This is a genomic window from Phycisphaerae bacterium, from assembly GCA_017999985.1.
Taxonomy (GTDB): Bacteria; Planctomycetota; Phycisphaerae; order UBA1845; family Fen-1342; genus JAGNKU01.
Genome location: JAGNKU010000001.1, coordinates 862,938 through 887,971, shown reverse-complemented (window position 1 = coordinate 887,971; position 25,034 = coordinate 862,938). Strand labels below are relative to the sequence as shown.

Annotated in this window: 19 protein-coding genes; 12 read left to right on the top strand and 7 right to left on the bottom strand. The window is 67.3% G+C overall.

The window, feature by feature from the left end; translation table 11 throughout:
• Nucleotides 1-11 precede the first annotated feature (11 nt).
• Nucleotides 12-1,406: a PDZ domain-containing protein gene (locus tag KA383_03495; protein ID MBP7745172.1), complete on the top strand. Its 1,395-nt coding sequence runs from the start codon at nucleotides 12-14 to the stop codon at nucleotides 1,404-1,406.
• Nucleotides 1,407-1,612: 206 nt separating this feature from the next.
• Here KA383_03495 and KA383_03490 read toward each other — a convergent pair whose 3' ends face one another.
• The 7 genes from KA383_03490 to groL (KA383_03460) form a co-directional block, all read right to left on the bottom strand.
• Nucleotides 1,613-2,017 (bottom strand): F0F1 ATP synthase subunit epsilon, encoded by a 405-nt coding sequence (locus KA383_03490; GenBank protein ID MBP7745171.1) that lies wholly within the window; start codon nucleotides 2,015-2,017, stop codon nucleotides 1,613-1,615.
• 36 nt (nucleotides 2,018-2,053) lie between these two features.
• Nucleotides 2,054-2,407 (bottom strand): zinc ribbon domain-containing protein, encoded by a 354-nt coding sequence (locus KA383_03485; protein MBP7745170.1) that lies wholly within the window; start codon nucleotides 2,405-2,407, stop codon nucleotides 2,054-2,056.
• Nucleotides 2,408-2,409: 2 nt separating this feature from the next.
• Nucleotides 2,410-3,006 (bottom strand): nucleotide exchange factor GrpE, encoded by a 597-nt coding sequence (locus KA383_03480; protein ID MBP7745169.1) that lies wholly within the window; start codon nucleotides 3,004-3,006, stop codon nucleotides 2,410-2,412.
• Between the two features lie 29 nt (nucleotides 3,007-3,035).
• Nucleotides 3,036-4,181: a molecular chaperone DnaJ gene (dnaJ, locus tag KA383_03475; GenBank protein ID MBP7745168.1), complete on the bottom strand. Its 1,146-nt coding sequence runs from the start codon at nucleotides 4,179-4,181 to the stop codon at nucleotides 3,036-3,038.
• Between the two features lie 148 nt (nucleotides 4,182-4,329).
• Nucleotides 4,330-5,946 (bottom strand): chaperonin GroEL, encoded by a 1,617-nt coding sequence (gene groL / locus KA383_03470; GenBank protein MBP7745167.1) that lies wholly within the window; start codon nucleotides 5,944-5,946, stop codon nucleotides 4,330-4,332.
• Between the two features lie 144 nt (nucleotides 5,947-6,090).
• A complete protein-coding gene (gene groES / locus KA383_03465) occupies nucleotides 6,091-6,405 on the bottom strand; it encodes a co-chaperone GroES (protein MBP7745166.1) in 315 nt (104 codons plus the stop codon).
• Nucleotides 6,406-6,534: 129 nt separating this feature from the next.
• Nucleotides 6,535-8,223 (bottom strand): chaperonin GroEL, encoded by a 1,689-nt coding sequence (groL, locus tag KA383_03460; protein MBP7745165.1) that lies wholly within the window; start codon nucleotides 8,221-8,223, stop codon nucleotides 6,535-6,537.
• Between the two features lie 380 nt (nucleotides 8,224-8,603).
• On the opposite strand from groL (KA383_03460), the gene KA383_03455 reads away from it, so the two are divergent.
• From KA383_03455 to KA383_03405, 11 genes are all read left to right on the top strand, one after another.
• Nucleotides 8,604-10,577, top strand: a complete 1,974-nt coding sequence (locus tag KA383_03455) for an ABC transporter ATP-binding protein (protein ID MBP7745164.1) — start codon at nucleotides 8,604-8,606, stop codon at nucleotides 10,575-10,577.
• A 63-nt stretch (nucleotides 10,578-10,640) separates the two neighbouring features.
• Nucleotides 10,641-11,291 carry a hypothetical protein gene (locus KA383_03450; GenBank protein ID MBP7745163.1) on the top strand — a complete coding sequence of 217 codons (651 nt, stop codon included), beginning with the start codon at nucleotides 10,641-10,643 and terminating at the stop codon, nucleotides 11,289-11,291.
• Between the two features lie 6 nt (nucleotides 11,292-11,297).
• Nucleotides 11,298-12,809 (top strand): hypothetical protein, encoded by a 1,512-nt coding sequence (locus tag KA383_03445; protein MBP7745162.1) that lies wholly within the window; start codon nucleotides 11,298-11,300, stop codon nucleotides 12,807-12,809.
• Between the two features lie 105 nt (nucleotides 12,810-12,914).
• Nucleotides 12,915-13,169 (top strand): hypothetical protein, encoded by a 255-nt coding sequence (locus KA383_03440; protein MBP7745161.1) that lies wholly within the window; start codon nucleotides 12,915-12,917, stop codon nucleotides 13,167-13,169.
• Nucleotides 13,170-13,186: 17 nt separating this feature from the next.
• Nucleotides 13,187-13,792, top strand: coding sequence for a DUF4230 domain-containing protein (locus KA383_03435; protein ID MBP7745160.1), 606 nt, complete (start codon nucleotides 13,187-13,189; stop codon nucleotides 13,790-13,792).
• A 174-nt stretch (nucleotides 13,793-13,966) separates the two neighbouring features.
• Complete coding sequence (locus tag KA383_03430; GenBank protein ID MBP7745159.1) at nucleotides 13,967-14,758, top strand: hypothetical protein; 792 nt, start codon at nucleotides 13,967-13,969, stop codon at nucleotides 14,756-14,758.
• A 131-nt stretch (nucleotides 14,759-14,889) separates the two neighbouring features.
• Nucleotides 14,890-16,308, top strand: coding sequence for a type I glutamate--ammonia ligase (glnA, locus tag KA383_03425; GenBank protein ID MBP7745158.1), 1,419 nt, complete (start codon nucleotides 14,890-14,892; stop codon nucleotides 16,306-16,308).
• A 121-nt stretch (nucleotides 16,309-16,429) separates the two neighbouring features.
• Nucleotides 16,430-18,925: a redoxin domain-containing protein gene (locus KA383_03420; GenBank protein MBP7745157.1), complete on the top strand. Its 2,496-nt coding sequence runs from the start codon at nucleotides 16,430-16,432 to the stop codon at nucleotides 18,923-18,925.
• A 30-nt stretch (nucleotides 18,926-18,955) separates the two neighbouring features.
• A complete protein-coding gene (locus KA383_03415) occupies nucleotides 18,956-19,273 on the top strand; it encodes a cytoplasmic protein (GenBank protein MBP7745156.1) in 318 nt (105 codons plus the stop codon).
• An 86-nt stretch (nucleotides 19,274-19,359) separates the two neighbouring features.
• Nucleotides 19,360-22,107 carry a glycoside hydrolase family 78 protein gene (locus KA383_03410; GenBank protein MBP7745155.1) on the top strand — a complete coding sequence of 916 codons (2,748 nt, stop codon included), beginning with the start codon at nucleotides 19,360-19,362 and terminating at the stop codon, nucleotides 22,105-22,107.
• 288 nt (nucleotides 22,108-22,395) lie between these two features.
• Entirely contained in the window at nucleotides 22,396-24,966 is a 2,571-nt protein-coding gene (locus tag KA383_03405) for a hypothetical protein (GenBank protein MBP7745154.1), read from the top strand.
• Nucleotides 24,967-25,034: the final 68 nt, after the last annotated feature.

Below are 25,034 nucleotides of genomic sequence, written 5' to 3'. Positions count from 1 at the left end.
AGGAAACAGCCATGCTACCTGCATTCATGAATCTGTGGCTCCTGGCGCTGGCCGCGCTGGGCGCGGCGACGGCTGCGGCGGTGCCGGTGGAGAAAGACCAGCCGACGTCGGTTGCGATCGCCGTGGGCTGCGCAGATGGGGAGTCCGGGCCGGTGGTTTACCAGACTCTGGCGGAAGTGGACGAAGATGCGCCGGCCGCCGGGACCCGTTGTGTGCGTGTGGTCAGACTGGCCGGTGAAGACGAGTCCAAGGTCTGGATCGGCGTGCGGCTCACGCCGGTGCCGGCCCCGCTGGCGGCGCACATCGGTGAGCAGGGCGTGATGATCTCGAACGTCATGAAGGACAGCCCGGCGGACGCGGCGGGGCTGGCGCAGTATGACGTCGTCGTGCAGTTCGGCGCGACGGAGATCGAGTCGCCGGCGGACCTGATGAGCGCGGTGGGCCAGACGCTGCCCGATCAGCCGGTAGCGCTGCGGATCATCCGGAAGGCGGCGCCGCTGGCGGTGACGATCACGCCGATCACGCGGCCGGCGGAAATGAAGTGGGAGATGAAGTACGAGGAGCCGGAAGACAGCTTCGTGGATGCGGCGGTGAAGCTGCATGGCAAGGCACTGCAGCTCGGCCCGCAGGGCAAGTGGATCATGCGCGACCTGGGGCAGCTCCGCGACCTGCCGGAGATGCTCAAGGAGCTGAAAGACCTCGACGTCGGCATCGATCTGGACAAGCTGCACCAGGGGCTCGACGTATTCGGCAAGGACATGGATGTGAAGATCCTGCGCAACCTGGACGGCGGGTGTCTGTGGATGTCGAAGGATGGCAGTGACAACGCGCAGGTGCAGATCCGCATCCAGGTGGCGGACGACGGCACGACGACGACGATCCAGCGCATGCCGGACGGGAAGTTCGAGGTGTCAAAGACGGATGCGGATGGGAACGAGTCTTCGGCCACGTATGAGAGCGAAGAGGAGTTCGAGGCGACGGACCCGGCAGCGTACGAGTTGTATAGCCGGCACGCGGCCGGCGACGGGGTGAGCGTGATCAAGGTGCAGCCATTGGGCTCGCGGGCGCTGCAGTGGCGCCACGACTTTCAGGTCGACGTGAAGAAGCACATTGAAGACGCGCTCGAACGGGCGAAGGCCTACAGCGCGGATGCGCAGGAACAGTGCCACGAGGCGCTGCAGAAGGCCAACGAGGCGGTGCGCAAGGCGCGCACGGTCTGTATCCGCAAGCAGTCGGGGCCGACCGACGGGTCGCAGTCGCTAATGGTACTAGTCGACGATGACGGCAGCGTCGAGGTGACCGTGACGGAAAACGGGCAAACGACCAAGTACGAGTTCAAGAGCATGGACGAGTTCAAGCGCCAGCAGCCGGAGCTCTACAACCGCATCCACTGCACGACCGAGTAACCGAAACCAGACCCAGCACCCAGCGCGCAACGGCCGGTGCTTGTCGCCGGCCGTTTGCTTTGCGCGGGGGTTGGGTGGTATGGGCATCTTGCCCGTTCTGGGGACAAGCGGGACGGGGCGGGACGCCCGTACCACCCACATAGCCGAAGTCCCCGGGCCGCGCAGCGGGCGGCCCCGACCCGAAGAAACCTGACACCGGCAATGGGTCAATCGGTGGTGTGCATGCTGCGCAGGACGCTGAGGCGCTTCTGGGCCCGTTCGCGGGCGTCGCGGCTTTCGGCGTCCAACCCCGTGTGCTTTTCGACAGCGCGCTCCGCCGCCGCCACGACTTCCTTGGTGATCTGGTCGGCGGGCAAAGCGCGGCTGGTCAGGACAGTCACGTGGTTCTCGATGACCTGCGCGAAGCCGCCATCGATGAACACGCGGCGCGGGACGCCGGCCTGTGTATAGCGCAACTGGCCGATGCCGAGCTCGCACAGCACGGGGGCGCGGTCGCGCAGCACGCCCAGCTCACCGTCGTGCGCAGGAATGACCACCGCGTCGGCGGAAGCCTCGAGCACCTGCCGCTCGGGCGTGATGACCAGCAAGTCGATGGGCTGCGAATCGGCCATGGTTGCAGACTCTTCTATGGGACGGCGCCCGCAACGTCAAGCCGGCTTGGCTTTCTGCTTTTCCCGGGCGCGGGCCGGTTTGGGCGCGTCGGCGGGCGGGGTCTTCGCCGGAGTTTTCTCCCCGGACTTGGCGGACGAGTCGTGGCCGTTGCCACCGGAGCCCGTCGTGGCGCTCTTCTCAGCGTCGGCCGCTTTCTTGTACGATTCGCTGCGGTAGTCAGTCTGATAGAAGCCCGCGCCCTTGAAGATGATGCCGCCGCCGGTGCCGATGAGTCGTTCGAGCGTGCGCTTCCCGCAGCTTGGGCACTTCTTCAGCGGGGCGGCGGTGATGGACTGGAACTCCTCGAACGCGTGTCCGCAGGCACCGCAGCGGTATTCATAGGTCGGCATGACTACACCTGTGGTTCCGGTTGGTTCGGGCTCGGCGGCGGCGCGGCGGGGGCCGGACCGCTGGAGACAATCACGCGGCTGGGGCGCAGGACGCGCTCGTGCATCGTGTAGCCGCGGGCGAGCTCCTGGAGGACCGTACCGGCCGGCTGATCGGCGCTGGGCTGCTGGAGCAGCGCTTCGTGAAACGCGGGATCGAAGGGCCGGCCGACGGACTCGATCGGCGCGATGTGACGGCCGCGCAAGACCTTCAGAAAGTGGTCGTAGATGATCCGCACGCCTTCGGCCAGCGCCTGGGCATCCGTGGTGGCCTTCGCCGAATCCAGCGTGCGCTCCAGGTCGTCGATGACGACGAGCAGCTCGCGGGCGAACTCGGACTCGGCGTAGCGCTGCGCCTCCTGCTTGTCGCGCAGGGCGCGCTTTTGCTGGTTCTGCAGCTCGGCCATCAGCCGCAAGTGCTGGTCTCGCAGTTCGGCGACCTCGCGCCGCAGCGCGGTGGCCTCATCCTCCGGCGCGGGCGGCGTCTGCTCCGCGGTCGGCGACTCGGGGGCCGCCTCGGTCGGCTCGGTCACGTCGGGGTCGGGCTTGGCTTTTCGGCTCATGCTGTCGTCAACACGTTCACGCTACGGGATCAGGGGTTCTCGTCCGCCTCGCCGCGCAGGTACTCCTTCATCTGGTCGAAGAAGCCCTTGGACTGCGGCGAGACACGCTTGTCTTCGGTGGCCGCGAACTTGCGCAGCAACTCGGTCTGCTCCCGGCTCAGTTTCTTCGGAATCTCGACGACCACCTGCACGATCTGGTTGCCGCGGCGGCCGTTGCGCAGGTTGGGCAGCCCCTTGCCCGGCAACTGGAAGACGGTGCCATGCTGTGTGCCGGCCGGGATGCGCAGCGGCGCGGTGCCGGTGAGGGTCGGCACGTCGACCTGCGCCCCGAGCGCGGCCTGCGTGAAGCTGATCGGCAGGATGCAGATCAGGTGGTCGCCGTCGCGCTGAAAGAACTCGTGCTGCCGGACACGGATCACGCAGCGCAGATCGCCGCGCTGGGAGCCGGAGTAGCCGGGCTCGCCCTCGCCGCGCACGCGGATGCTCTGCCCGTCCTGCACGCCCGGGGGCACCTTGATTTCGAGGACGCGCTCGCGGCGGCCGCGCGCCGTGCCGTTGCACGCGCGGCACGGCCGCTCGGCAAACCAGCCGCGGCCGTGGCACTGCGGGCACTCGACGACGCTGCGCGTGGCGAAAAAACCCATCGACACCTGGCGCTCCACCTGGCCGTAGCCGCCGCACGTGGCGCAGTTACGGCGCTGGGTACCGGGCTCACAGCCCTGGCCCTGGCAGTGCTCGCAGAGATCGTTGCGCTCGAAGCGGAGCGATTTCTCCACGCCGGTGAGGACTTCCTGCAGGTCGATCTCGATCGTAGTCTGGATGTCGATGCCGTGGTTGGCATGCCCGCGGCCGAAGCCGCCGCCGCCAAACGCGCCGCCGAACAGCTCGCTGAAGACGCTGAAGATGTCGTCCACGCGCATGCCGGAGAAGTCGTGCATGCCGACGCCTTCGAGGCCGGCGTGGCCGTAGTGGTCGTAGCGGGCGCGCTTGTCGGCGTCGGAGAGGACCTCGTAGGCCTCGGCAGCCTCCTTGAAGCGGTCTTCGGCGCCCGGCTCCTTGTTGCGGTCGGGGTGGTACTTGAGGGCGGCCTGGCGGTAAGCGCGCTTGATCTCTTCGGGCGTGGCGCTGCGCTGCACGCCGAGGACTTCGTAGTAATCGCGCTTTTGCGTCACCATGCGCCTCGGGCCCGAGCCACTTGGCCGGGGCGAACCGGCTGCAAGCATTCTATCGGACGCGCGGGGCGCGGGCCGTTAAGACGACAGGGGCGTTCGCCGTGGAGCGCGCCCCTGTGAACCGGTCCGTTGGCCGCCGGGCGGCCGTTGCCTAGCGCGTCGCGCCTTCGATCGCCTCGTGCTTGTCTTCCTTGTACTCGGTGCAGAGCACGTCGGTCGTCAGCATCAGGCCGGCGACGCTGGCGGCGTTCTGCAGCGCCACGCGCGCGACCTTGGCCGGGTCGATGATCCCGGCCTCAAGCATGTCCACGTACTCGCCGCGCGCCGCGTCAAACCCGGTGCCCTTGGGCCGCGACAGGATCTCGTCGACGACCACGCCACCGTCCTCGCCGGCGTTCTCGGCGATCTGGCGGGCGGGATATTCCAGGGCCTTGGCGACGATGCGATAGCCGACGGCCTCGTCACCCTCGGCCTGTTTCGCGGCGTCCAGCACCGCCTTGATCGCGCGGAGGAACACCACGCCGCCGCCGGGGACCACGCCTTCCTCGGCCGCCGCCTTGGTGGCGTGGAAGGCATCATCGACGAGGTCCTTGCGCTCCTTGACCTCGATCTCGGTGGCGCCGCCGACCTGCACGACGGCCACGCCGCCGGTGAGCTTAGCCAGGCGTTCCTGGAGCTTCTCGCGGTCGTAGTCGCTGGTGGTCTTGGCGATCTGGGCGCGGATCTGCTCGCAGCGGGCCTGGATGTCCTTCTTCTTGCCGGCACCCTCGATGATGGTCGTGTCGTCCTTGGTGATGACGACGCGCTTGGCGGTGCCGAGCATGCTCAGCTCGACGTTCTCGAGCTTGATGCCGCGGTCCTCGCTGACGAACTCGCCGCCGGTGAGGACGGCGATGTCTTCAAGCATGGCCTTGCGCCGGTCGCCGAAGCCGGGGGCCTTGACGGCGGCGACGTTGAGCAGGCCGCGGAGCTTGTTGACGACCAGGGTCGCGAGGGCTTCGCCTTCGAGGTCTTCGGCGATGACGAGCAGCGGCTTGGCCACCTGCAGGACCTTCTCCAGCAGCGGGACCAGGTCGCGAATGGAGCTGATCTTCTTCTCATAGATCAGGATGTAGGGGTCTTCGAGCAGGACTTCGAGCGACGTGGGGTTCGTGATGAAGTAGGGCGAGATGAAGCCCTTGTCGAACTGCATGCCCTCGACGTGCTCCCAGGTCGTCTCGAGACCCTTGCCTTCCTCGATCTCGATCACGCCGTCCTTGCTGACCTTCTCGAACGCGGCAGAGAGGATCTTGCCAACCTCGGTGTCGCCGTTGGCGCTGATCGTCGCGACCTTGGCGATGTCGTCCTTGCCGCGGACCTTGGTCGACTGCTTCTTGATCTCCTCGACGGCAATCTGGACGGCAGCGTCAATGCCGCGCTTCAGAGCCATCGGGGCGGCGCCGGCGGTCACGTTCTTGAGGCCTTCGGCGAAGATGGCTTCGGCCAGCACGGTGGCGGTGGTAGTACCGTCGCCGGCGGCGTCCGAGGTCTTGCTGGCGACCTCGTTAACGAGCTTGGCACCCATGTTCTGGAAAGGCTCGGGCAGCTCGACCTCCTTGCTGACGGTGACGCCGTCCTTGGTGATGCGTGGGGCGCCCCAGGATTTCTGGAGCAGGACGTTGCGGCCGACGGGACCGAGCGTGGAGGCGACGGCGCGGGCGAGCTTGCGCACGCCGGCGAGCATCTCCTGGCGGGCCCGATCGCTGTACATCAGTTGCTTGGCAGGCATATCTTCGACCTCTAGTGTGCTGTAGCCGGCGATGACGGCTCGTATTCTCTTGTCATCCGCAGTCAGAAATCAGAAGTTCGAAGTCACAGGGCTGGCACATCGCAAGCCGTCCGCACTTCCGGCCTCACCCTTCTGACCTGGAGTCTAGTCCTGTACCGCGAGCACATCGCTCTCGCGGAGAATCACGTATTTCTCGCCTTCGAGCTCGACCTCGGTGCCGGCGTACTTGCCGTAGAAGACGGCGTCGCCGACCTTCAGCGACATCGTGCCGCGCTCGCCGGTCTTCTCGAGCAGCTTGCCGGGGCCGGTCGCGATGACCTTGCCCTGCTGGGGCTTCTCGCGGGCACTGTCGGGCAGGACGATCCCGCCGCGCGTGCGCTCCTCGGCCTCGAACGGCTGTACGACCACGCGGTCATCCAGGGGACGAATCTTCAGTTTCTTCGCCGTCGCGGTAGGCATTGCTCAATCTCCGTTTGCTATCGCAGCCAGAAGTTTGAAGTCATAAGTGCCAAGTCATAAGTCCGAGGTGCGTGATCGGATCGTCCGTTTTACTGCACACTTCCGACTTATTACTTCTAACTTTTCGGCCTACATCATTCCCATACCACCCATGCCACCCATCTCGTCGTCCATGTCGCCCATGCCGCCCGGTCCGTGGTTGTGAGCGCCCTTGCCCTTCTTGTCCTTCGGCTTCTCGGCGACCAGGCACGCGCTGGAGAGCAGGATGCGGGCAACGCTGCTGCCGTTCTCAATCGAGCTGCGCACGACCTTCGCCGGATCGATGATCCCGCTCTTCATCAGGTCCGCATACGCGCCCGTGTCGGCGTTGAAGCCGAACGTGGCCGTCTCGTTCGAGTCCACCTTCTTCAGCACGACGGCGGGCTCGTAGCCGGCGTTGGCCGCGATCTGGCGAATGGGCATCGTGAGGGCGTCGCGGACGATCTTCACGCCAACCTTCTCACCTTCGCCCTTGATCCGCAGGTTCTCCAGGGCCTTGCGCGCCCGCAGCAGGGCCACGCCGCCGCCGGGGACCACGCCTTCCTCGATGGCGGCGCGGGTGGCGTGCAGCGCGTCCTCGACACGGGCCTTCTTCTCTTTCAACTCGGCCTCGGACGCGGCACCCACGTTAATCTGCGCGACACCGCCGGCGAGCTTTGCGAGCCGCTCTTGGAGCTTCTCGCGGTCGTAGTCGCTGGTGGTCTGGTCGATCTCGCGGCGGATCTGGGCGATGCGGCCCTTGATGGCCGCGCTGTCGCCGGCGCCTTCGATGATCGTGGTGTTGTCGTTGTCGATGCGGATCTTCTTGGCCTGGCCGAGATCGGCGATCTGCACGTGGTCGAGCTCGATGCCCAGGTCCTTGAACAGCGGCTTGCCGCCGGTGAGGATGGCAATGTCTTCGAGCATGGCCTTGCGGCGATCGCCATAGCCGGGGGCCTTGACGGCCGCGACCTGGAGGATGCCGCGCAGCTTGTTCACGACCAGCGTCGCCAAGGCCTCGCCCTCGACGTCCTCGGCGATGATGAGCAGCGGGCGCTTGGCCTGGGCAACCTTCTCGAGCAGCGGGACGAGCTTGGTCACGCTGCTGATCTTGTCCTCGAAGACGAGGACAAACGCCTTCTCCAGGTTGACCTGCATTTCCTCGGGGTTCGTGATGAAATGCGGGCTGAGGTAGCCGCGGTCAAACTGCATGCCCTCGACGACATCGACGGTCGTGTCGAGGCTCTTGCCCTCCTCGACCGTGATGACACCGTCCTTGCCGACTTTCGCGAAGCAGTCCGCCATGATCTCGCCGACCGAGCGGTCGTTATTGGCCGAGATGGTGGCGATGTTGATGACGTCCGCGGCACTCTTGGCTTCCAGCTTGACCGGGCGGGCGAGCTTTTTGATCTCCTCAACAACGGCCCGGACGGCGACCTCGATGCCGCGATTGATCGCGTTGGGGTCGTGGCCGGCCGTGACGGCCCGCAGGCCCTCTTTGTAGATCGCCTCAGCGAGCACCGTGGCGGCGGTGGTGCCGTCGCCGGCGACATCGCTCGTCTTGCTCGCAGCTTCCTTCACGAGCTGGGCGCCCATGTTCTCGTACTTGTTGTGCAGCTCGATCTCCTCGGCCACCGTGACGCCGTCCTTGGTGACGGTCGGACCGCCCCAGCCCTTGTCGAGGACCGCGGTGCGGCCACGCGGGCCGTAGGTGCTTTTGACCGCGGCGGCGAGCTTTTCGACGCCGGCCAGAATGGCCTGCTGCGCCTCCTGATCGAACGCGAGTTGTTTGACCGCCATGCAGAGGTCTCCTTCCTAGCGAATCTTCATGCCGGGTGGCAGAGTCGAATACCGCTCCGTGCCGCGACGGCGCGCGATGGCCGTTCGGCGCTCCGGACGGGTAGCAACTGGGGTGCCAGACGGGTGACCGTGGGAAAACAGCCGCAAGGCGTTATCGAAACGTTGTTTATGAGATGGTGGTCGCGCGAGGGTTGGCGGTCGGCAGCGGCGCTGCTGTCGGGCTGGCAGTGCCAAAGTGACAGGCAGCGCCCCGTTGCGAGCCTGTGTGGCACTCGGTATCGTGGCCCGGCTGGTTCGGCGAACGCTGGCGCGGCCGGCGGAATCGGAGCCGGCAAGCCGAATCGGAACCCCTTTCGGCGCGAAGGGAACCCAGAGAGCCGATGAGCGACAGCCTGGCGACCAACTCCGGCGCGACCCCCCAGGGGCTGCTGGCGCAGCGGACCGGAACGGTCAAGCCGAGCAAGAGCGAAGCTCGGCGGGCATTCTGGCGGACGCTGAAGCTGGTCCGGCCCCATCGCCGTAACATGATCTGGGGCATGGTGTTAGGGCTTGGCGTGGCGCTGACGTACGCGGCGAGCCTGGCCGGGCTGTATCCCGTGCTGCAGGTGGTCGTGCGGGAGCAAAGCCTCCACGCGGCGATGGTCGAGGCCGCGGCGCGGAACGCGGAGAAGGCGGCCGAGATGGCGGGGGCAATGCAGAGCCTGCGACAGTGGTACGCAGGCTTCCTCACATGGGCGTCGGGGTGGTTCCCGGCGGCCGCGCAGCCGACGCCGGCGGATCGTCTGCGCGACCTGCTGGTCCTGCTCGGTGTGCTGGTCGGCGTGAACATTGTCGGCAACGTGCTGCGCTGCTTGTCGCAGTACCTGATCCTGAACGCATCCAACCGGATGATGATGGACCTGCGGCGACGGATGTACCGCAAGGCGCTGCGCGTGCCGCTGACGGAGCTCTCCGGCGATGTCTCGAACCGCGTGAATCAGTTCATGTCCGACGTGCGCGAGGTGTTCCTCGGCGTAACGACGCTGTTCGGGAAAGTGGCCCGCGAGCCGCTGAAGGCGATCTGCGTACTGATCGTGGCGATCTTTCTGGATGCGCGCCTGACGCTGGTTGTGCTCGCGATCGCGCCCATTGCGGTCGTATTGCTCTGGTACTTCGGCCGCAAAGTGCGCAAGGCAACCGTGCGGCTGCTGCAGGGCTACGGCCAGATGCTCGGCGGGCTCGAAGAGACCTTGCAGGGCGTCGAGGTGGTCAAGGGCTACGGCCGCGAGGGCTACGAGCGCCGGCGGATGTGGCACATCGAGCGCCGTATGCTCAAGCAGATGCTGCGGCTGGCGTGGATCGAGGCCTTGAGTTCACCGTTGATCGAGGTGGCCGGGATCCTCGTGACGAGCGCGGGGATCGTCTGGCTGGCGATGCGGACGTTCCACGGGGAGATCTCGCCGGCACATTTCATGACGATGGTGGCGCTGCTGGCGGCGCTGCTGGACCCCGTGCGCAAGGTCGCGAACGTCTACAACATGGTGCAGCGGGCCGGGGCGGCGTCGATGCGCGTGTGGGGCTTCCTGGACGAGCCGGAGGAGACTTCGCCGCCACAGGCGCGGCGCCTCGCGGGCACGGCCCCGCGGCCGGTGCGGTTCGAGCAGATCACGTTTCGCTACACCGAGACGCAGGAGCCGCCGGCGCTCGACGATGTGTCGCTGGACGTGCGGCCGGGCGAGTGCCTGGCAATCGTGGGGCCGAACGGCAGCGGAAAGTCCACGCTGGTGAAAATGCTGCCGCGGCTGCTCGAGCCACAGCGCGGGCGCGTCACGATCGACGGCATCGACGTGCGCGAGCTCAGCTTGCGCGACCTGCGTTTGCAGATCGCGGTCGTCGCGCAGAAGCCGGTGATCTTCGCCCGCTCGGTCCGGGAGAACATCGCGTACGGCAACCCGGACGCCGACCTGGCGCAGGTGCAGGCGGCGGCGCGGCAGGCCTACGCGGCCGAGTTCATCGAGCAGTGGCCGGAGCAGTACGAGGCGAGCGTCGGCGAGTTCGGCAGCACGATGTCGGGCGGGCAGCGCCAGCGGCTGTCGATCGCCCGCGCGTTTTTGAAGCCGGCGTCGATCCTCATCTTCGACGAGGCGACGAGCGAGATCGACGCGGAGAGCGAGCGAAAGATCCATGCGGCACTCAACGAGCTGCGACGCGGCAAGACGACGTTCCTGATCGCGCACCGGCACACGGTGATGGACATGGCGGAGCGGATCGTCGTCATGGACGCCGGGCGCATCGTGGACGTCGGCACGCACGCGGAACTGATCGCGCGGTGCCCGCTGTACGTGGCGCTGTACCGGTCGCCGGGGGCGAATTGAGTCGCGGCAGTCGGCGGCGGTGCTTGTTAGCCAGTCGGCCCGTCGGGATGATGGCAGCCGATCATGTGGCGCGCCATTGAGCGGGCGGTGTACGAGGGCAGCGCGATGACGAATGAAGAGCCGCAACCGGCCGTAGCGCGACCGCTGACACCGCCGACGCAAGTGGAGCTGCCCGTTCAGACCGTGTCCGCAGCCGCACCGAGCTGGCCGACGGTGCTCGGAATCATCGCGATCGTCTTTGGCGTGTTCGGAACGCTCACCGGCGCATACGGGGTATTGGCACCGTTCCTGATGCGCTTCATGGCGCAGATTGCGCCGGCGGCCGGTCGGGCCGGACTCCACGTGGCGCAGCAGTGGGCGGCTTGGGGCGTCGCCAACGGAGCGTTGACGGGCGCGTTGGCATTGCTGCTGTTGGCGGCCGGTCTCGGCTTGCTTCGGCGGCGCCGGTGGGCCTGCACGGCCAGTCAGGTGTGGGCCGTGCTGCGGATCATGCTGGCGGGCGTGCAGGTCGGCGTGGCGTACTTCATCCAGCAAGACACGCTCACCGCTGTGTCGCAGCAGATGCCCGCGTCCATGCCGTCGCAACAATATGTTCATTCGTTCGCCGCTCTGGGTCTGGTGGTCTCATTGCTGTGGTACTGGGCCTTGCCGGTGTTCCTGCTGATCTGGCTGGCGCGCGGGCGGGTCCGCGAGCACGTGGCCGAGTGGACGTGAGGCGACATGCGCTGCGGGACCTGCAACTACCGGCTGTGGAACCTGGAGGCGCGGCGCTGCCCGGAGTGCGGCACACCGTTCCTGCCCAGCCAGTACGAGTTCGCACCGAACAGCGTGCAGTTCTGCTGTCCGCACTGCGGCCAGGCGTATTACGGCACGGGCGCGCGCGGGCACCTGGTCCCGGACGAGTTCGACTGCGTGCAGTGCGCCCGACACATCCGCATGAACGAGATGGTCCTGCGTCCCGCGGCGCACGTGACCGAGGAGCAAACCGAGGTCTACAAACTGCCGTGGGAGGAGCGGCGCGAACGCGGTCCGGTGCGGGCGTGGTGGGGCACGGTGAAGATGGCGCTGACGTCGCCAATCCGGCTGGCCCGGGCGGTGCCGGACGACTGCCCGCCCGGGGCAGCGTGGGGGTTCGCGCTGCTGACGGCGCTCCTGTATACTGCGGGGGTGGCGTGCCCCTGGGCCGCCCTGGCGGTGATCGCGACCACCTCCACGGGAGGCAGGTGGGACGTGGAACTCGTCTGCGGCCTGCCGTTGGTCGGCCTCGTCGCCGCAGCAACGGTGATCGTGGGCATCGCCTTCTGGGGGCTCATCGCGCACGGCGTGCTGCGGCTGGGTGGACGGCCGGCCGGCGGGATCGGGCGCACCTACATCGCGCTGTGCTACAGCAGCGGCGCCAATGCGCTGCTGGTCTTGCCATGCGTGGGCATTTACGTGAGCTGGATCTGGTGGCTCATCAGCGCGGCCCTGATGCTCAAGGAAACGCAGCGCGTCGGTGGTGGCCGGGCCACACTCGCCACGCTCGTGTTTCCACTGCTGCTCATCGGCGGGCTGACCACGGCGTGGGTCATCGCAATCCGGGCCGCGATGGCCGCCGCCGGCGCGGTCGCCTGGACCGCGTCGGGAGGCGCGGCACTTCCGCCGGGGTACGCGACCACTACCCTGTCGAGCTTGCCGAACCCGGCCGACGAAGGCGAGACGGAAGTCGTGATGGACGCGTTGCTGACTTTCGCGCGCGGCAACGCGGGTCAGGGGCCAACGCACGCGGCGCAGTTGGTGGCCCTGCACCGGCTGAGCGGATCCGCGCTGGTCGCGTGGGATTCCACCACGTTTGAGGAAGACGTGGCGGTTGGCAGCGTGCGGCTGGATGAGTTGGAAGAACTCTCGCTGGCCCAGGCGAACGCGGCGGCGGACGCCGCAGCGCGCGCCTTGCCGCCCCGCACGATCGCCCACCGGCTCGGCGACTTCGTGTTCACGTACCACGGCCTGGACCTCACGCAGGCCGACCCCGAATTGTGGGTTGTCATCCGGCAGTGCGACCCGGAGGCCAACCCTGGGACGACGATGCCGTTTGTCTTCGTCGGGCGCGCCGATGGCACCGTGCTGCGCTTCACGGCCGACCAATTCCGCGCGCGGCGGGCAGAGCAAAACGAGCTGCGCGCCTCGCATGATCTGGCCCCCCTCCCGGACCCCGCAACAGTGACGCACACGCGGCCGGCAGTGGCACCGTAGAGCCGGGATTCGCCGCGGACCTGTTGCGCCACAGGGCTACGAGGCTTGGCACACGGTCGCCCGACCCTCGCCCTGTCACCTCCCCGGAAGCGCGGGGAGTACGGCTTGTCGATGCGCAGATGCGCGGTCATCATGCGTGCCGGCCGGGCGGGCGACGCCGACGCGCGGCGCGGCGCAGCAACCGGCGAGCAGCGGAGCGGTATCATGCTGCAGTGGCGCTGGACACGGCGGTCGGTGCGCACCACGGTGCTGGGCGGACTCGTGCTGCTGGCCCTGCTTGTCGTGGCGAAAATCCACGCATGTGCCTGCACCGGCGGCCCGCCGGAGTGGACGCCCGTCTATCCGACGTCGCAACCGTAATCCAGGGATGGTCGCCGATGGCGCGCGAGACCGCGGGGCATCCGGGTTTGAGTCTGCCAGGCATGGTGGCCTGGCCGCTGCTGATCGCGGGGCTGCTGGCCCTGTTGTGGGGCGCCTACATCATCGGCTGGCACAGCCGGCCCGCCCAGTTCACGAGTAGTGGGCCGCGGATCGAGGAGGTACGCCGGATCGCCAAGCTCGCCGTGCTGCGCGTCCAGGTGGCGAACGTGATCGAAGGGCGCACGGCGGGAGCGCAGGCCGCCGTATTGGTGAAGGGCGACGCGGACATTACCGTCGATCTGGATCAAATCGAGATCGTCGCGCGCGACGATGCCGCGCGGACAGCGACGCTGCGCATCCCGACGCCGCAGCCGGATCGTCCGCGAGTGGACCACGAGCGGACAAAGGTTTATGAGTTGCGGAAGACCGGCCTGGCGGTGCTCAACCCGTTCGCGGACCCGCGCGAGGACTTGCTGGTGGACGCGATGCGGGGGGCCCAGGCGGAAGTGGACCGGGCCGTGCGCGACGCGGACTTCGTCGTGAAGGCGAAGGAGCAGGCGGAGCAGCTTCTGACCGGCTTCTATCGCGAGATGGGGTGGACTGTCACCATCGAATGGAAATAAACGCGCGGGCCCAATAAGACCCACCGTGCCGCCCTCCAGCGTTGCCGCCGGTTATCGGCAATTCACGCTCGTCGCCACGGGGCCGCGACAATTTGTATGTTTCCCATGGCAGCACCTCGGGGCGAGGTGCCGGGGATGTTGTCGCCACACGGAGTGGCGAGCCTGGAGAACGCCATGCGGCGCGTGAAGACAACCGGCTGGACAACCGCAGCCACAGCGCTGTGGCTGGTGCTGGCCACAGCGACACCGTGCGGGGCGGACCTGCTGTGGTTTGACGAGACGGACGGCGGCGGGGGGTACACAACATTCGGCGCGTTGCGGGCGGCCTACGACGACTTCCTGGGGGCGACCACCGGACTGATTGATTTCAACGATCTGGCGAGCGGCACGCAGTTGTCGAACCAGTATGCGGACCGCTGGGGCGTAACGTTTCTGAACACGGCCGACGGGCGGCATGCCGCTTGGTCGGGCGTGTGGCCGGAGGGTGGGGCGATCGCCGAGCACGTGACGGGGTACGATGGCACGTACATGCCGTCGGGCGATTTGCTCTACGCGAAGTTTGACAATGATCTGAAGAACACGCCATTCACGATCCTGTTCGCGGAGCCTGCGACGGAGGTGGGGGCGTTCCTGGGGATGGGCGTCGAAGGCCAAGTCCACAGCCTGACGATCTCGGTCTATGACGTGGCGAACCAGCTTCTGGGGCGGAAGGTCGTCCAGTCGTGGCTCTGGGAGAAGAGCAGCAACAAGCAGAACTACGAGACGTTCTTCGCGGTCGGGGCGGCGACGCCGGCGATCGCCCGCGTGGAAATCCGCAACAACGCGACGACGGACTTCGCGAACGGGCTGCTCGTCGACAACGTCGAATTCGGATCGCGGGCGGTGCCGGAGCCGAGCGCGCTCGTGCTCGTGCTGGCCGGCGTCGTGCTGCATCGTTTCTTCCGGCGGGCGCTGGAAAGCGCGTAGGGCGGGCGGAGCAGCCGGGCGGGGAGCGCGTGAGCAGGGGGGCAGCGGTGTCAGGGGGTGGATCCGGCACGCAGCGTGCAGACAGGTCCCGGACTGGTTATGATGAGGCCAGTTCTAGGGAGAAATCTGCTGTGTTCGCATCTGCCGCTGACGCGCTTAAGTACATTAAAGACAATCAGATAGCGATGGTGGACCTGAAGATCGTGGGAATGGCGGGCCAGTGGTTGCATTTGACCATCCCGGCGCGCCAATTCACGCAGAAGCACTTCGAGGAGGGCGTCGGGTACGACGGCTCGTCCGGGGCCGGCTTCAGCACGGTCGAAAGCGGCGATGTCAACGCCCTGCCCCAGCCTGAGACGGGGTTCCCCGACCCGTTCTGGCAGGAGCCCACGCTGAGCTTCCTGTGCGACACCGTCACGGCGGACACGCACGAGCCGGCGTCTCATGACCCGCGCACCATCGCGCGGCGGGCCGTGGCGTACATGCGTTCGACCGGCATCGCGGACGAGGCGCTGATGGGGCCGGAGTTCGAGTTCCACATCCTCGATCGCGTGGACGTGACGCACGAGCCATTTCACACCGAGATCAGCATTCAGTGCTCCGAAATCGAGCCAAACGGGGCGACGCCGGCGATTCCGCACAAGGGCGGCTACTTCCGCGTGCCCCCGAGCGAGCATTTTCACGATCTGCGGTCGGAGATCGCGCTGGCGCTGGAGGGGATGGGCGTGGCGGTGCGCTATCACCACCACGAGGTCGGGGCGCCGGGGCAGTGCGAGATCGAAGTGAACCTGGCGCCGCTGGTGCAGGCCGCGGACCAGGCGCTGATGATCAAGTACGTGATCAAGAACATCGCGCGCAAGCACGGACGCATCGCGACGTTCATGCCGAAGCCGATCTTCGGCGAGGCCGGCAACGGGATGCACGTGCACCAGCGGCTGACGAAGGGCGGCCGACCGCTGTTCTACGACAACAACGGGAAGCGCTACGCGAACCTCAGCGAGCTGGCGCTGCAGTACATCTCCGGGCTGCTGAAGCACGGCGCCGCCCTGACGGGACTGACCAACCCGTCGACGAATTCGTACAAGCGGCTGGTCGAAGGCTACGAGGCGCCGGTCAACCTGTTCTTCTCGCTCGCCAACCGCTCGGCGGCGATCCGCGTGCCGAAGTATGCCGTCTCGCCGGACGAGAAGCGCATCGAGTATCGCCCGCCGGACTTCACGTGCAACGTGTATCTGGCGCTGGCGGCGATGCTGCTGGCGGGGCTGGACGGGATTCAGCGCAAGCTCGATCCGGCGGCGCACAATTTCGGGCCGTTCGACGTGGACATCGCGAAGCAGAGCCGCGAGTTCCGCAGCCGGCTGACGATGGTGCCGCGGGCGCTGGCGGACGCGCTGACGGCGCTCGAGGCGGACCACGAGTTCCTGCTGCAGGGCGGCACGTTCAGCAAGGACTTCGTACAGGGCTGGGTAGAGACCAAACGGGTGACCGAGGTGGTGCCGATGGCGATTCGCCCGCACCCGTACGAGTACCAGCTTTACTTGGACGCGTAGGCCCGACCATCCAGGCGCACGGGGGGGCGGGGGGCAGCGCACCGGCACACGCTGGCAACCTCCAACGACGGCGGCATAATTCCCGTTTGTGGCCGCTGGGACTTGGAATGGAGGAGCAGGCATGACTGCTATCAGAGCCGGCCAGCCGGCTGGCGCGGCGCGGATCCTGTTGTTGCCGCTTATCGCTCTGTCGATGTGGCCGGGCTGCGAGCGCGCGGAGCGCGGTGCTGCGGCCCCGCCGGTGGCCTCGGCCCCCGCGCCGACTCCGGAACCCACCTCGGCGCCGACGCCCGTGCCAGTCGCGGCGCCGGAGCGGGTGCTGCAGGCGCGCCTGGCTGATTTCGAGCAGAAGTGGCGGAACACGACGCCGCCGGCGCGCGTGAAGATGTACGACGACTTCGTGAAGTCGCTGCGCACGTCGGGGATCACGGCGCGGGCCTTGAACATTGGCGCCACAGCACCGCTGTTCACATTGCCCAGCACGGAAGGCGCGCCGGTGGCGCTGGCCGACCTGCTGAAGCAGGGCCCGGTGGTGCTGCTGTGGTACCGCGGCGGGTGGTGTCCGTTCTGCACGCTCGAATTGCGGGCGTACGCCGAGGCGTTGCCGCGGTTCCAGGAGCTGGGCGCGACGGTCGTGGCGATCAGTCCGCAAACCGTCGACAACGCGCTGATGACGCAGCAGCTCGGGCAGTTCAGCTACGCGCTGCTCAGCGACCTCGGCAACGTCGTGGCGCGGCAATACGGGCTGGTCTACAAGCTCGCGCCCGAGGTGCTCGCCGACGTGCGTGGCCGGGTGAACCTCGAGGAGTACAACGGCGACGACTCGTACGAGCTGCCACTGGCGGCGACGTACGTGATCGGCACGGACGGGACGATCCGCTACGCGTTCATCGACGCGGACTACCGCAAACGGGCCGAGCCCGAAGATGTGGTCGCGGTCTTGAGGACACTGCGCGCCGGAAAGCCGGAGGCAGCGGCGGACCCCGCGGTGCGGCTTCGATGCGAAATAACGCTGCGGGCGCCCGTGGAGCGCAAAGTGGACGTGACGTTGGACGTGGCGGGCCTGGCACCGGAGCGTCGTGAATTGCGCCTGGAGCTGCCGCAGGACTGGGCGTTTGTGCGATTACCAGAGCCGTTACTGGACGGTGCGGTGCGGGCGCAGGGGGGTGAGCGGGCGCTGCCGGACGAGCGAACGGGGCCGTATGCTTGGACCGTGCAGACCGGCGGTGCAGCGGACATCCGGCTGGCGTACACCGTGCCGCTGACGCATCGTGAGCTGGAAGCGGTGCGCGGCCGGCACGAGTTCGAATACCCATTTGTGACGCAGCAGAGCGCGTTTCTGCCCACCGGGCCGCTGGTGCTCGTACCGCAGGAGGTGCGTGCGCAAGAAATTCGGGTGCGCTTGAATGTGCCCGACAAGTGGGCCGTGTATGCCCCGTGGCCGCGCGCCGATGACGGCGATTGGGTACCGCCAAGTCTGACTGCGCTACAGAATGATTTGGTGGCGGTCGGGCAATGGAACCGGCAGGAGATTCGTGCAGGGGGCTTCGTCGGGACGATCGTGTTTGCGCCGGGCCAGGCAGCCATCGAGGAGGCGTTCGTCGCGCCGGTGACGCGCATCATCGAGCACGAGCTGCGGTTGTTCGGCCGGCCGGCGCAAGGACAGTACCTGTTCGTGGTGGGGCCGCCGATCGAGCGCGGGATGGGTGGCTCGCCGAAGACGAACTCGATGGTACTGGGGGCGGACCCGCGCATGATGGCCCAGGGTATCCGGCATGTCGCGCACCTGATCGCGCACGAGTTCTTCCACACGTGGGGCGGCGAGCGCGTGCACCTGCCGGACGAGTTGCGCTGGGTGAACGAGGGCATCACGGACTACTACGCGTACCTGGTCTGCGCGCGGCTGGGCCTGATTTCATGGCCGGAGTTCGCCGAGGTGTTGGCCGAGCAATTGCAGGCGGTCGAACGCAATCCGCAGTATGGCCAGATGTCGCTGGCGGATGCGGGCGGGCCTGTGTTCTTCCAGGACGACGGGGCGCGCGAACTGGTCTACCAGGGCGGGCTGATCATCGGTGCGTGGCTCGATCGGACGATCCGCGCGGGCAAGCGCGGCAAGTCGCTCGACGATTTCATGCGGGCTTTCATGAATGATCCGCGCTGGGTCCCGGACGGCCCGCAACCGACGCTCGCGGATTTCGCGGCGCTGCTGCCGCCATTCGTGTCGCAGGACGTCGCCGAGCGCGTGATGAGCGCCGTCCGCGAGCCGTATCGACTCGATCCCGTGGCCGCGTTTGGCACGGCCGGCGTCACCGTGCGGCGCACGACCGGACCGGCAAGCCTGGATCTGCGCGCGAACGTGGAAGGAACGATGGTCCGTGACCTGGACCATGATGGGCTGGCCTATCAACTCGGGCTGCGCGAATTCGACCGTATTGTCGCGCTCAACGGGCAGGTCGTGACCAATCCCAACGAGGTGCACGCCGCCTGGCGTCAGCCGCATGACGGGCGCGTGCGGGCCAAGATCATGCGCGGCGACGAGCCGCTCGACATCGATGCCCCGCTGCCGACCGTCACCCGCTATGAAGTTCCTGCAGAGGGCTGGGGCCCGCAGGCCTGAACCGCACCGCGCCGGCGGAGGCGGTGAACGATGGACGAATTCGTCAGCGAGTCGATCACTCCGCTCCGGGGAAGCTTCGATGCGAGCGCGATGGCGGCGGGATTGCCGGGACTGCCGCAGGGTTTCAGTTGGCACGGCGAGTGTTTCGCGGTCGGCGCCGTGCTCGAGTCCTGGAAGCACACCAGCCCGGAGGGCGGGCGGGCCGGCAACGAGGTTTACCTGCGCCGGCATTACTTTCGCCTGCGCATGAGTGACAATTCGGTCTGGACCGTGTATTTCGTGCGCCAGAGGCCGCGTGGCGGTTCGCCGCGCCAACGCTGGTTCCTGGAGACGCGGAGCGCGCCGTGACGGACGTGGCCGTGGTTGGAGGTGTGGTCGTGGTGACGCGCAGTCTGGTCGGAATCGTGATCCTGAATGCGGTGGTGAGTGCGGGGCTGGCCCAGGCTGCTGCCGCGGCCGGCCCGCAAGCGCCGCGGAACCTGCGGTGCGAATACCGCCAGGATCCGCTGGGCATCGACGTGCGGGCGCCGCGGCTGTCCTGGGAAGTGGTCGATGCGCGGCGCGGTGCGGTGCAGCGCGCCTATCGCGTGCTCGTCGCCGACGATCCCGCGCTGCTCCAGCGCGAGGAAGGCAACCTGTGGGACTCGGGACAAGTCGAGTCCGACCAGTCGATTCAGGTTGTGTACGCCGGCAAGCCGCTGCGATCGCGGGTGCGCGTGTGGTGGCAGGTGCGCATGTGGGACGCCGACGGTCAGGGTTCGCCCTGGAGCGCGCCGGCGACGTGGTCGATGGGGTTGTTCGAACTCGCTGACTGGGGCGCGCAGTGGATCGGCGACGCGCAGGAGCCGCCAGGCGGCAACTTTGATCCCTTGACGCCGCCTATGTTGCGCAAGGCGTTCACGCTGGAGGGCACCGCGCCGGTGACGCGCGCGACGGTCTACGTCACGGCGTTGGGGCTCTACGAGTTGCGGATCAACGGGCAGCGCGTCGGCGACCACGTCTTGGCGCCGGAGTGGACCGACTACCACCAGCGCGTGCAGTACCAGACGTACGACGTCACCAAGCTGATCGCGGGCGGCGAAAACGTCGTGGGCGCCCAGCTTGGCGACGGCTGGTACGCGGGCCGCGTCGGGCTGGCGGGCATCGTGAACGCCGGTCCGCCGCGCGCGATCTACGGGCGTCGGCCACGGCTGCTGCTGCGGCTGGAAATCGAGCGTGGCGATCAGCCGCCGCAGGTGGTCGTTTCGGATGGGAGTTGGGTCGCGACGACCGAAGGCCCCATCCGCTTCGGCGATCTGCTGGATGGCGAGACGTATGACGCGCGCCGCGAACTGGCCGGCTGGGACCGGCCGGGCTTCGATGCGGTGGCGTGGCGGCCCGTGGCGGCAAGGGCCCTCGAGCCGGGCAAGCCGGCGCTGGTGGCGCAGCCGAACGAGCCGGTCCGCATCACGCGCGTGCTGAAGCCCATCGGCATCACGGAGCCGAAACCGGGCGCGTACGTGTTCGACCTTGGTCAGAACATGGTCGGCTGGTGCCGCTTCAAGGTGCACGCGCCGGCGGGCACGACCGTTACGCTGCGGCACGCCGAGGTACTGAATCCCGACGGCACGATCTACACGGAGAACCTGCGCAGCGCGAAGCAAACGGACCAATATACGTGCCGCGGCGGCGAGGCTGAGACCTTCGAGCCGCACTTCACGTATCACGGCTTCCGCTACGTCGAGGTGACGGGACTGCCGTACAAGCCCGCGCTCGAAGATCTGGCCGGCTGCGTCGTGCACTCGTCGGCGCCGGAAGTCGGCCAGTTCGAATGCTCCGACGCCCTGCTCAACAAGCTCTGGTCCAACATCCTCTGGACGCAGCGGGCGAACCTGACGAGCGTGCCCACCGACTGCCCGCAGCGCGACGAACGCTGTGGCTGGATGGGCGACATCCTGGCCTTCGCGCAGACCGCGTGCTTCAACATGGACATGGCCGCGTTCTACACGAAGTGGATCCCGGACGTGCGCGATGCACAGACGCCGGACGGCCGCTATCCGGATTTCGCTCCGCACCCGTTCGAGCCGGCGGTGCGTTTCTCGGGCGTGGCGGCCTGGGGCGATGCGGGCGTGTTCGTGCCGTGGTGCGCGTACGTGAACTACGCGGATCGGCGCCTGCTGGAGCAGCATTTCGACTCGGCGCGGCGGTGGGTCGATTACGTGCACGAGCAGAACCCCGAACTGCTGTGGAAAAACAGCCGCGGCAACGACTACGGCGACTGGCTCAACGCGGACACGTTGAAGCTCGAAGGCTGGCCGGAGAAGGGCGCGGAAGTGCCGAAGGAAGTCTTCGCGACGATGTTCTTCGCACGCTCGACGGAACTGGTCGCGCAGATGGCCCGCGTGCTGGGGCGCAACGATGCGGCGCAGCAGTACGGCATGCTGGCCGAGCGCATCCGCGCGGCGTTCAACGCGGCGTATGTGTCGCCCGACGGACGCATGCAGGGCAACACGCAGGCGGGTTACGCGCTGGCACTGTACTTCGACCTGCTGCCGAAGGAGCAACGCGCCGCCGCCGCGAAGTACATGCTGGAGGCGTTTGAGACGTACAAGGGCAACATCTCCACCGGCTTCCACAGCACGATCGCGCTGATGTCGGAGCTGACGCGCTCCGGCCGCAACGACGAAGCCTATCGGCTGATCCTGAATCGCACGATGCCGTCGTGGGGTTACGCAATTGACCACGGCGCGACGACGATCTGGGAGCGCTGGGACGGCTATGTCGAGGGCCGCGGTTTCCAGAACCCGGGCATGAACTCGTTCAGCCACTACGCGATCGGCTCGGTCGGCGAGTGGATGTACCGCACGATCCTGGGGATCAACCCGGACGAAACGCACCCGGGATACAAGCACTTCATCCTGCGCCCGCTGCCCGGTGGCGGACTGACCTGGGCGCGGGGCAGCTATCACTCGCCGCACGGCGAAATCGTCTGCGAGTGGAAGCTCGCCGACGGCAAGCTCACGCTCAATGTGAGGGTGCCGCCGAACACGACCGCGACGGTGTACGTGCCCGACGCGGATCCCAAGACCGTCACGGAAAGCGGCCAACCGGCCGCGCAGACGCTTGGTGTGCTGGAAGCGAAGGCCGAGGATGGCGCCGCGGTGTTCCGCGTGGGTGCTGGGCGCTACGCGTTTGAACGCTGACGTCGCGCGTCCGATCTGGCTGGACGTGGGTGGCCCAGACAGTTGGCCTGTGCCCCCGACGGCCGGGACGCCCGTACGACCCTCCGGAAGTTGCGGTCCACACGCAGCCACATAGGACGTCGGCCTACAAGGCGGAGCCGATTGTCCGACGAATTGCGCGCCCCGGGCGCACCGCAAGCAGTATCCAGCCGCCTGCGGCGCGTTTTTCCTTGCGTTTGCGCCCGTCGGTTGGGTAGGCTCTGGGTGGGGTGGAAGCTGCGCTCGCATCATGTCCGTGGAGAAGTGAGCATGTGCCCGTCCAATTCACGACAAACACAGAATCTGGTCATCATCTCGCTCGCGGCCGGGGCGGCCCTCGTGATCTGGCCCGCCGCGCTGCAGGCCCGCTCGAACATCCGCGACGCGTTCTTCGCGGTCTATCCCGGCGCGACGGGGTCCGCGCTGGACACGGTGCCGAGCCATCCCGCGCATTGCGGCGTGTGCCATTTCGACTTCTCCGGCGGCGGCCCGCGGAACCCCTACGGCGCGGCCATCGAGGCGGCCCTGCCGAGCTACCCGAGCAACCCCAACGGCCGGCGCCAGGCGGTCCAGTCCGTGCAGAACCTGGACTCCGACAGCGACGGCTACACGGCGCTCGTGGAGATCACCGACCTCGGGAACTACACGAACACACCGACGTTCCCGGGTCTGACGCCATCGAACGTGCAGAGCGTATCCAACGTCGACGTGACGGAGATCCAGGGACACCTCGTCCCGACGACCTACGACGTGACGCCACCGACCGTGACCGTGCTCGTGCCCAACGGCGGCGAAGTCGCCACGGGCAACACGCCTTTCGTAGTGAGCTGGACGGCCACGGACACCAGTGGCGTTGCACGCGTGGATCTGCACCTCTCACTTGACAACGGTGCGACGTTCACCCCCGTCGCGGAAAACATCGGCAACGCGGGCAGCTACAACTGGTTCCCGGCGAATCGCCCGACGACCCAGGCCATTCTGCGCGTCATCGCGATCGACAACGCGTTCAACTCCGGCCACGACGACAGCGACGCCGCGTTCATCATCGTGTCGCCCCCGGGCGGCATCGCGCCGACCACGCTGCGGGACTTCGATCTGCCCGGCACCCAGCCGTTCGAAACCGGGACGCTCAATCACCCGACGGCGTGCACGGCGTGCCACGCGAACTACAACCCCGCCGTCGAGCCGTATCTCAACTGGCAGGGCAGCCTGATGGCGCTGGCCTCGCGCGACCCGCTCTACGAGGCTTGCCAGACCGTGGCCAACCAGGACGCGCCCGACTCCGGCGACCTGTGCCTGCGGTGTCACATCGGCGCCGGCTGGGTGCGCGGCCGCTCCGTGCCGACCAACGGCCAGCTCATGCTGGAGACCGACAAGCACGGCGTGTCGTGCGACCTGTGTCACCGGCTGGTGGACCCGTTCTACGTGCCCGGCGTCAGCCCGATGCAGGACGAAGACATTCTGGCGGGTCTGAGCATGCCGCCGGTGGATTTCGGCAACGGCATGTTCGTGATCGACCCAACCGGGGCACGGCGCGGCCCGTTTTTGGACGCCACCCTGGGGCATCCGATCCTTGTGTCGCCGTTCCACCGTGAGGCGGCACTGTGCGGCACGTGTCACGACGTGAGCAACTCGGCGTTCGAGAAGGACGGGCTGGGCAACTATGTGCCCAACGCGTTCGACACGCCGCCGGCCAGCACGTCCGCGCACACGCTGATGCCGATCGAACGCACCTACAGCGAGTGGTTCTACAGCGCGTACAACACGGCGCAGGGCGTGTACGCCCCCGAGTTCGGCGGCAACAAGCAGTACGTCAGCACGTGTCAGGATTGCCACATGCGGGACGTCACCGGCCAGGGCTGCAATTACCCCGCCGCCCCCGTGCGCACCGACCTGCCGCTGCACGACATGACCGGCGGCAGCGCGTGGATGGCCACCGTGCTGCCGCTGCTGTACCCCGATTTGCCCAACGAAGTGAACCCGACGGCGTTGCAGGCCGGCGCCGTGCGCGTCCGGTACATGCTGCAGAACGCGGCCGAACTGGCAGCGCTGCAGGACGGGCCGCAGGTCCACGTCACCGTGACCAACAACACGGGCCACAAGCTGCCCACCGGCTATCCCGAAGGCCGCCGCATGTGGCTGAACGTGCGGTTCTTCAACGCCGGCGGAACGCTGCTCGCCGAATCCGGCGCGTACGACCCGCTCACCGGCGTCTTGAGCCATGACGATGCGCTCAAGGTGTACGAGGCAAAACCAGGCCTCGACGAGGTGGTGGCGCCGCTGGTCGGCGTGGAGCCCGGACCGTCGTTCCACTTCGTCCTGAACAACAAGATCTTCAAGGACAACCGCATCCCGCCGCGCGGATTCACGAATGTCAACTTCGCCGGTTTCGGTGGCACGCCGGTGGGCGCCGCGTACGCAGACGGTCAGTACTGGGACGAGACGGCGTATGCGATTCCGATGGGGGCCGCGTCGGCGGCAGTGACGCTCTACTACCAGAGCACGAGCAAGGAGTACATCGAGTTCCTGCGCGACGAGAACACGACCGATGACACGGGGGCGCTGCTGTTCGCGCTGTGGGATCAGCAAGGCAAGTGCCCGCCGGAACTGATGGCCACGACGACGATCGCGCTGACGCCGTTCACACTCCCCGGCGACATGAATTGCGACGGCGTCGTCGGATTCGGTGACATCAACCCGTTCGTTCTGGCTCTGACCAATCCGACCTTGTATGCGTCCACGTTCCCCGACTGCACGATCATGAACGGCGACATCAACGGTGACGGGCAGGTCGGTTTCGGCGACATCAATCCGTTCGTGGCGCTGCTGACGACTCCTTGAAGCTGCGATCAATCTCCACCTGGGCGCGAGCGAACCGCACTGCGCGCCCCGCTGTTGATGGGAAATAG